Here is a 614-nt window from a genome sequence, read left to right as displayed (position 1 = left end):
AATAGAACCCGAACGGAGGAAGGGGTGCAGGGGAAGGTATCGTCCCCTGCGTATTCCGTATTTGATATTCCGGTTACATTCCCAAATATTCTGAACACATAGTTTACAGTTTATTTTATAAATTTACCTGGGTCAAGTGGGTCAAAAAAGGTTAGTGATATATATTATTTGACGCGTTCTTTAACCTGCTATTTACTATATTTTCTCCAATATATTATATACAGATATGTGAACTTGCTTTTATTTATATTTTAATGATACAATTGGGGTAGCAAGACCCTTGGACAGGGAGGATAATATGGGAGGGCAAAACAGTGCAGTAAGGGGATTTACTCTCATTGAACTTTTAGTAGTGGTGGCAATCATTGCAATACTTGCAGCGATGTTGATGCCTGCATTAAGCAGGGCAAGAGAATCTGCAAGAAGAGCTGTCTGTATGAATAACTTGAAACAAATTGGAACTGCTCTTGAAATGTACGCCCAAGACAACAACCAAATGTATCCTTATGCTGGTTCATCAGGTTATGCCAATAATATAATAAAGAATTTACTTCCCGCAAAAGTTTGTTTAGGAAAATTAATTCCAGAATACATTAACACAACTGATATAATGG

General features: G+C 36.6%; 1 protein-coding gene. It reads left to right on the top strand.

The features are described 5' to 3' along the window. Positions 1–298: 298 nt before the first annotated feature. Positions 299–614 (top strand): type II secretion system GspH family protein (locus N3D17_07870; protein MCX8083279.1); only part of this gene is annotated, 316 nt, incomplete at its 3' end.

Source organism: bacterium (assembly GCA_026414725.1).
GTDB lineage: Bacteria > Ratteibacteria > UBA8468 > B48-G9 > JAFGKM01 > JAAYXZ01.
The sequence above is the reverse complement of the archived record's forward strand: the minus strand, read 5'-3'. Positions and strand labels throughout refer to the sequence as shown.